Annotated in this window: 6 protein-coding genes; 4 read left to right on the top strand and 2 right to left on the bottom strand. The window is 41.6% G+C overall.

The window, feature by feature from the left end:
• Positions 1-144 precede the first annotated feature (144 nt).
• On the top strand, positions 145-420 hold the full coding sequence (locus OQ279_RS01155; protein ID WP_266067915.1) for an ATP-dependent Clp protease adaptor ClpS: 276 nt from the start codon (positions 145-147) through the stop codon (positions 418-420).
• A gap of 226 nt (positions 421-646) precedes the next feature.
• Here OQ279_RS01155 and OQ279_RS01150 read toward each other — a convergent pair whose 3' ends face one another.
• Positions 647-814, bottom strand: a complete 168-nt coding sequence (locus OQ279_RS01150) for a hypothetical protein (protein WP_266067914.1) — start codon at positions 812-814, stop codon at positions 647-649.
• Between the two features lie 394 nt (positions 815-1,208).
• On the opposite strand from OQ279_RS01150, the gene OQ279_RS01145 reads away from it, so the two are divergent.
• On the top strand, positions 1,209-3,134 hold the full coding sequence (locus tag OQ279_RS01145) for a tetratricopeptide repeat-containing sensor histidine kinase (RefSeq protein WP_266067913.1): 1,926 nt from the start codon (positions 1,209-1,211) through the stop codon (positions 3,132-3,134).
• Positions 3,135-3,169: 35 nt separating this feature from the next.
• Here the strand turns inward: OQ279_RS01145 and OQ279_RS01140 are convergent, their stop codons facing one another.
• Complete coding sequence (locus tag OQ279_RS01140) at positions 3,170-3,769, bottom strand: hypothetical protein (RefSeq protein ID WP_266067912.1); 600 nt, start codon at positions 3,767-3,769, stop codon at positions 3,170-3,172.
• Between the two features lie 171 nt (positions 3,770-3,940).
• Between OQ279_RS01140 and OQ279_RS01135 the strand changes: the two genes are divergently transcribed.
• Positions 3,941-5,356, top strand: coding sequence for a M20/M25/M40 family metallo-hydrolase (locus tag OQ279_RS01135; RefSeq protein WP_266067911.1), 1,416 nt, complete (start codon positions 3,941-3,943; stop codon positions 5,354-5,356).
• Positions 5,357-5,421: 65 nt separating this feature from the next.
• Positions 5,422-6,804 (top strand): MATE family efflux transporter, encoded by a 1,383-nt coding sequence (locus tag OQ279_RS01130; protein WP_266067910.1) that lies wholly within the window; start codon positions 5,422-5,424, stop codon positions 6,802-6,804.
• Positions 6,805-6,806: the final 2 nt, after the last annotated feature.

The following is a 6,806-nucleotide window of genomic DNA, read 5'->3' as shown; positions in this document are numbered from 1 at the left end:
CAAAAAGGAATGTGAAAAGTACGGGATGGAATACAATGATTATAAAGAACGGGAAGACTGGGTCGCTTTAAAATTTACAAAGCATAAAAACTGAAAAGAAATTCTTATCTTTAAGCCTGTTTTTTCAAATGAAAATGTCTGACTATGAGTGCACAAGAAGAAGTTCTTGAAAAAAAGAAAGTTGAAACAAAAGAATCAAAACTTTATGAGATCGTCCTGTATAATGACGATTACAATACGTTTGATCATGTAATAGAAACGCTTATTGTTGTGTGCGAGCATACACCTGAGCAGGCCGAACAGTGTTCTCTCCTGGTGCATTACAAAGGTAAGTGTACTGTTAAAACCGGAACATACAAAGATTTGGAGCCGCGCTGCGGAAAACTTCTAGAAGAAGGCCTGTCTGCAGAAATCGTATAGCAACTTCTTTTGAATTCAATAATAAAGGGTAAGATTCTTCGGAATTCTTACCCTTTATTATTTCTGGTAGTTCAAAAATCAGGGATTCTTTCTGCACCTTCCGAAACTTTCCAGTTCAACGGAAGCTGAGTTTAAGTGAATTTTTAAATAGTAGGGTTAGGTCCTGGCTCAGAAATGCCTGCTCCAAAAACCATACTGCTGCTTTTTCTACAAGAGAAGTGAAGAATTATTTTTCCTCTTTAGACTCAGTTCTTTTTCGTGAGTCTCTTTGCATCATACGGCGATATTGGTCTGTATAGCCCCAGTCTCTTCTTCTTGATTCCTTAGTTGTCACTCCTGGTTTTTTTGGCAGGGTGGATGACTTCCCTGTTTCGAATTTTTTTTCTGTGTCCATGATCTTTTTTTTTTAAATTCTGCCCCTTGTTGAGTTTGGACAGAAAGCTACATAACCCCCAGTAGCCGTAGCTTAAATTTAATAAACGTTTTGATTTAAAATCATAAAAATCAGGTGTTTAACTTCTTCTTTAGAATGATTTATAGATGCCTGAATTTTTTGTGAGGGCAGGTAAAAAAGAGAAGGGGAAAGGCTGGTGCGGGAAAGTTTTCTGAGAGGGGAAGCTAAATTTAAAACTCGTGTAAACTGTGGTAAATCAGAGGAAATCGGTAAGATTGATATTCCAGTAGGATAAAGTTAATGGCCTGGTACAAATTTTCTTTTTTAGAAAGGATGATGAGGTTTTTCGGGTAAATCTTAAACTTCTGTTAATGCTTTTTACTATGTTTGTGTTATGAAAAAAGCGCAGATCTTCAGTCTCTTACTCATTCTTTGCTTCTCTGCCTTTAATGGTTGTGGGGAGGAAGACAGGAAAGAGGAGGAGCCCCGGCCCGCACCGGGTAGCGCTGGCCATTTTTATCTAATGGGGCTGGATACTTCAGATCCTCATAAGAAGCTTGAATTCTACAATAAAGGCCTTGATGCCGTTACAGATAAAAAAGATACCTCGCTGGTAGCGCTGCTGGATGGGAAGGTGTTTGCATTTCTTCGCCTGGGCGAAATGGATAGTGTTCCGTTCTGGATAGATAGCCTTATCACAACGGCACGGTTTCAGGGTGATTTGTTTTATGAAGCTAAAGGCTATTTCAGGAAATCCCAGATTTTCAGAAATAATAATCCTGAAGAACAATTCAGAAATGCCTTTTATTCCCGTAACCTGTACCTTAAATATGGCGATACAAGCATGGCAGGCAGGCGGTCTCTTGACATGGCTAACGCGCAGCTTGGCTTAGGAGATATTGTGGGAAGCCAGGAAACTGCTACCGAAGCTATAAAATATCTGGACCATACCAGGGACGCGAATTATGTGAGTTCTGCATATAATGTACTGGGGTTATCCTATGGTACTCAAAGGCTTTTTTCTGAAGCGCTCAAAGAGTACAAGCAGGCCTTAAGGTACGCTGTAGATAGGGAGGACAGTATCAGCTATCTTCACAATATTGCTCTCTTACATAAAGATCAACAAGACTATTCTGAAGCAATTGAGATCTTTGAAGAAATTTTAAAATCTGATGAGATCGACGAACTTTCACGATTGAGATATCGTGAAAATCATGCGTATACAAAGTGGTTACAGGATTCTACTACCAACGCAGAGGCCGTTCTTACAGAGGTGATGCAGAAAAGGCTGGAAATAAATGACCATTCAGGTTTAATAGCAAGTTATTTTCACCTTTCAGATTACTTCAGGAATATTAACAGTGGCAAAGCAAAATATTATGCCGAAAAATATTACGATAAGGCCATTCAGCTTTCCTATCCCACAGCGCAGGTTGATGCTCTAAAAAGGCTCATTCCGCTAACTGAAGGGAAAACTAGAGAGGCATATATAGACAGGTTCCTTTTTCTTAACGACAGTCTTGAAGAAGCTGATACCAGGTTGAGGTTCCAATTCGCAAAAATAAGATTTGACGAAGAGAAAAAGGAGCAACAAATCCACCTTTTAAAAGCTGAAAATGTAACGCAGCATTTGCAAACAGAGAAAATGCGAACCCGCAATATCATTAGTTCTCTTGCTGCCCTTTTGATCTTAATAATTTCCGGAACATTTTTTTATAACGTGAGGCAGCGCGGAAAAAGGGAAAAAATAAAGCAAATATATCTTACCGAAAGCAGGATCTCAAAGAGAATCCATGATGAACTCGCAAATGACATCTACCATGTAATGAGTTCTATTGAACCGGTGGCCCCTGCAGTGGTGGTAGACCGGCTGGAGGATATTTACCAGCGCACCCGAGATTTTTCCCGTGAAAACAGTGAGATTGCAACAGGAGAAGAATATTTATCGGGTCTGCTCAACATGCTCTCTGGTGCAGTACCAACCGGAACCCGATTAATTGTACGTGGAGAGAACACCATCAACTGGCGCAACTTAAGCCGTGAAACGAAAATAGTGGTGTATCGCGTTCTTCAGGAAATGATGGTGAATATGAGAAAACACAGCAAAGCCAAACTCATAGCCCTTATTTTCTCTACGGAAGAAAAATGTCTTAAGATCAGTTATTCTGATAATGGAGTAGGGGTAGATGCATCAATCCTCGAAAACGGGAATGGCATTAAAAACCTGAAGGAGCGGCTAAAAACCATTAAAGGAAATGCCATTTTTGACACTTCAGGAAAAGGGTTAAAGGCAGAGCTCTCTGTGCCCCTGAGTTCATAAAATTTTAATTAAAAAAATTCAGGAGCCGGGAAGCTCTAGTTTTGTGAATTATCTTTTGGAGGAGGAGTATATTTTAAGAAGTACATCTTATCTCCACTAGGGTGATCCCATTCATTGAATAATTCAAAGCCATACCGGCGGTAAGCCAGGCTTATACGTTTTATTCTGGTTTCAGCATAAATAGGAAGTTGTAGTTCCTGCGCAATGGCATAAAATTTATTTTTCATGTCATACGCTATTTTTGCATCATCACTTCCCCGGGCATCACTCAATATTCCCCAAAACCAGCAGTAGAGGTAATCTCCTTCTTTTGGCCGCTGAGATTTTACATACTTCTGCACTTTCATTGCGGCAAGTCCTTTTTTAATGCCGGTCACATTAATGGCCAGCTTGAGATCCATAATAAGATCTTTCCAGAAATTCTTGTCACTGCTGTTTGTCTTGAAAAGAATAGCTATGCCTTTTTCATCGGGAGAGGTAATAAGCGCATCTTTTTCAATGGCCTTTTCTACCATGTAAGTTGCCAGGTAGTGAAATCTCTTTTCCCGTTTGTTATCGTCTTTAACGATCTCCATTGAGGTAGGGACTTCCTGTAAAAGAGTAGAGACGTTGTCTATTATTTTCTGCTTGTTCAAGGACGTTAAATTTTTCCGAAAGATAGAAAAATGACTTGAGTTTGGCTTCTTCGGAAGAATAAAATTCAATCTCGAAGAAAACAGCTTCAGAGAATAATCTTAATTATATTTTCATTTTGAAGCTGTTTTGGAATGGTTTTTTACATTTGTTTTTTGATCAGTAAAAATCTTATGAAAAAAATTCCGTTTTTCCTTATTCTACTTCTGGCTTTAAATGCAGGAGCGCAGTCCAATTCCGAAGCAGATTCTCTCAATATTCGCAAACTTTATGATGTGGCTCTGCTTCAGGGACAGGGCTACGCATGGTTAGATCACCTGTCCAACAAGATTGGAGGCCGGTTATCTGGTTCTGTGAATGCACAGCGCGCTGTAGATTACACTAAAGCCGAACTTGAAAAGCTGGGACTTGACCGGGTGTGGTTACAGCCGGTGATGGTTCCTAAGTGGACGCGCGGTAATCCCGAATATGCCTATATCCAATCTCCCGGTTCTCCTTCAAATACAGTAAATATACTTGCTCTGGGCGGGTCTGTCGCTACTCCCGATACAGGTCTTAGAGCTAAAGTGATTGAAGTGCAGGGTATTGAAGATTTGGCGAGATATGGAAAAGAACAAATTGAAGGGAAGATTGTTTTTTATAACCGGCCTATGCGAGCCGATCTCATTCATACTTTTGAAGCCTACGGGGGTTGTGTAGATCAACGCTATTCTGGTGCGGCCGAGGCTGCAAAATATGGTGCGGTAGGAGTAATTGTGCGATCGCTTTCTCATAAAATAGATGATTATCCTCACACAGGCTCAATGAGTTATGGAGACCTGCCCAACAGTAAAAGGATTCCTGCAGCTGCAATAAGTACTAAAGATGCCGAATACCTTAGCAGCTTGCTAAAGCTGAATAAAGATCTCGATTTTTACTATAAAATGAACTGCCGTAATTTTGAAGATGTAGAGTCTTACAATGTTATTGGTGAAATAAAAGGCAGTGAACGCCCAGATGAGTACATCGTAGTTGGAGGGCATCTCGATTCATGGGATGTAGGCGACGGAGCTCATGATGATGGTGCCGGGGTGGTGCAGTCAATGGAAGTTTTAAGGCTCTTTAAGGAAGCAGGAGTTCGGCCTAAGAGAACTATTCGGGTGGTGCTGTTCATGAATGAAGAAAACGGCCTAAGAGGTGGAAATAAATATGCCGAAGTAGCCAAACAGAATGGTGAAAACCACATTTTTGCGCTTGAAAGTGACTCTGGCGGGTTTACACCCCGTGGTTTTTCATTTGATGCACGAGATTCACAATTTGAAAAAATTGAATCCTGGAAACCCCTTTTTGAACCTTATCTTATTCACTATTTTGCAAGAGGAGGCAGCGGGGCAGATATTGGCCCCCTCAGGAATGAAAGCACGGTGCTGGCAGGACTAAGGCCCGATTCTCAGAGGTACTTTGATCACCATCACGCAGCTACCGATACTTTTGAATCGGTGAATAAACGCGAACTTGAACTTGGAGCGGCCACTATGGCTTCCCTGGTTTATCTTGTAGATAAATACGGATTTGACGATATTAAGAACGATCCCGAAATCCCTAAATAAAAGTATGGTCGGCTAACGCTGTCTGGTAACTAAACTTTCTATCTTTGCAGCCTTAAACTATAAGGGTGCAACTTACTGCCTACACAAAAGAATTTGGAAAGAATTTAAACATTGCCTATCCCGTAATGCTGGGCCAGCTGGGACATGTGATGGTTGGGCTGGCCGATAATATTATGGTTGGCCGGCTGGGTGCTGCACCTCTCGCAGCGGTTTCACTGGGCAACAGCCTCGTCTTTATAGCGCTTTCCCTTGGAATCGGGTTTTCTTTTGCCATCACGCCACTCATTGCTGAAGCTGATGGGGCGGGAGATATCGAGACCGGAAAAAGCTATTTTCACCACGGTATTATCATGTGTGGGATCAATGGGATTTTTCTTTTTCTCCTGCTCCTGCTGGCAAAACCAATACTTTATCATCTTGACCAGCCACCCGAAGTGGTAGACCTGGCAATACCATATCTCGAGATTGTGGCTTTTTCTATGATCCCGCTTATGCTGTTTCAGGCCTATAAGCAGTTTGCCGACGGCCTGTCTCAAACCCGGTATGCCATGTATGCTACCTTGATAGCCAATGTGGTGAATATTGTATTCAATTATTTGCTGATTTATGGAATCTGGATCTTTCCGCGCCTTGAACTGGAAGGTGCGGCCATGGGAACTTTGATCTCAAGGTTTTTTATGATCTGGTTTATCTGGGAGATCTTAAGAAGGAAGAAAAAATTCCGGCAGTATTTTGTCTGGTCCCGGAAAGGCCTCCTCAAAATTGACATTTTTAAGAGGTTATTTGCCCTTGGTTTTCCCACGGCCCTGCAAATGCTCTTTGAAGTGGCTATCTTCACGGCAACAGTTTTTCTAGCCGGTACCCTGGGAACAAATCCGCAGGCGGCAAATCAGATTGCGCTCAACCTTGCCTCTATGACCTTTATGGTCGCAGTAGGTCTTGGGGTTACCGCCACAATCAGGGTGGGGAATCAAAAGGGAAAAGCAAATTATCACGACCTTCGGCGTATAGCATTATCCACATTTTTACTGGTCTTTTTCATTGAAGCAGTGTTTGCCGTAGGTTTTATACTTCTTAAAGATTGGCTGCCCACGCTGTACATAGATAATGCAGAAGTGATTTTACTGGCAGCACAACTTTTAGTCGTAGCCGCACTATTTCAGTTAAGTGATGGTTTGCAGGTGGTGATCCTGGGCGCTTTAAGGGGCTTGCAGGATGTCAAATTTCCCACCGTAATTTGCTTCATTGCTTATTGGATCATCGGTTTCCCCGTGTCCTGGTATTTGGGAAAGGAAACCAGCCTTGGCAGTATGGGAATTTGGTTCGGATTACTCGCCGGGCTTAGCGCATCTGCTTTTATGTTGTATCTTCGATTTAATTCTTTGAGCAAAAAATTACTTTTTTCGGCTGTTGCGAACGAGCCGGAGAAACAAAAAATATCTGAATAACT

The sequence above is a fragment of the Salinimicrobium profundisediminis genome (genome assembly GCF_026241755.1).
GTDB classification, from domain to species: domain Bacteria; phylum Bacteroidota; class Bacteroidia; order Flavobacteriales; family Flavobacteriaceae; genus Salinimicrobium; species Salinimicrobium profundisediminis.
Note: the sequence above shows the minus strand (reverse complement) of the source record. Positions and strands in the feature narration are given on the sequence as shown.

Excerpts from the sequence above, each read along its gene's own strand:
- OQ279_RS01155 (WP_266067915.1), top strand. The coding sequence starts at position 145 with ATGAGTGCACAAGAAGAAGTTCTTGAAAAAAAGAAAGTTGAAACAAAA.
- OQ279_RS01150 (WP_266067914.1), bottom strand. The coding sequence starts at position 814 with ATGGACACAGAAAAAAAATTCGAAACAGGGAAGTCATCCACCCTGCCA.
- OQ279_RS01145 (WP_266067913.1), top strand. The coding sequence starts at position 1,209 with ATGAAAAAAGCGCAGATCTTCAGTCTCTTACTCATTCTTTGCTTCTCT.
- OQ279_RS01135 (WP_266067911.1), top strand. The coding sequence starts at position 3,941 with ATGAAAAAAATTCCGTTTTTCCTTATTCTACTTCTGGCTTTAAATGCA.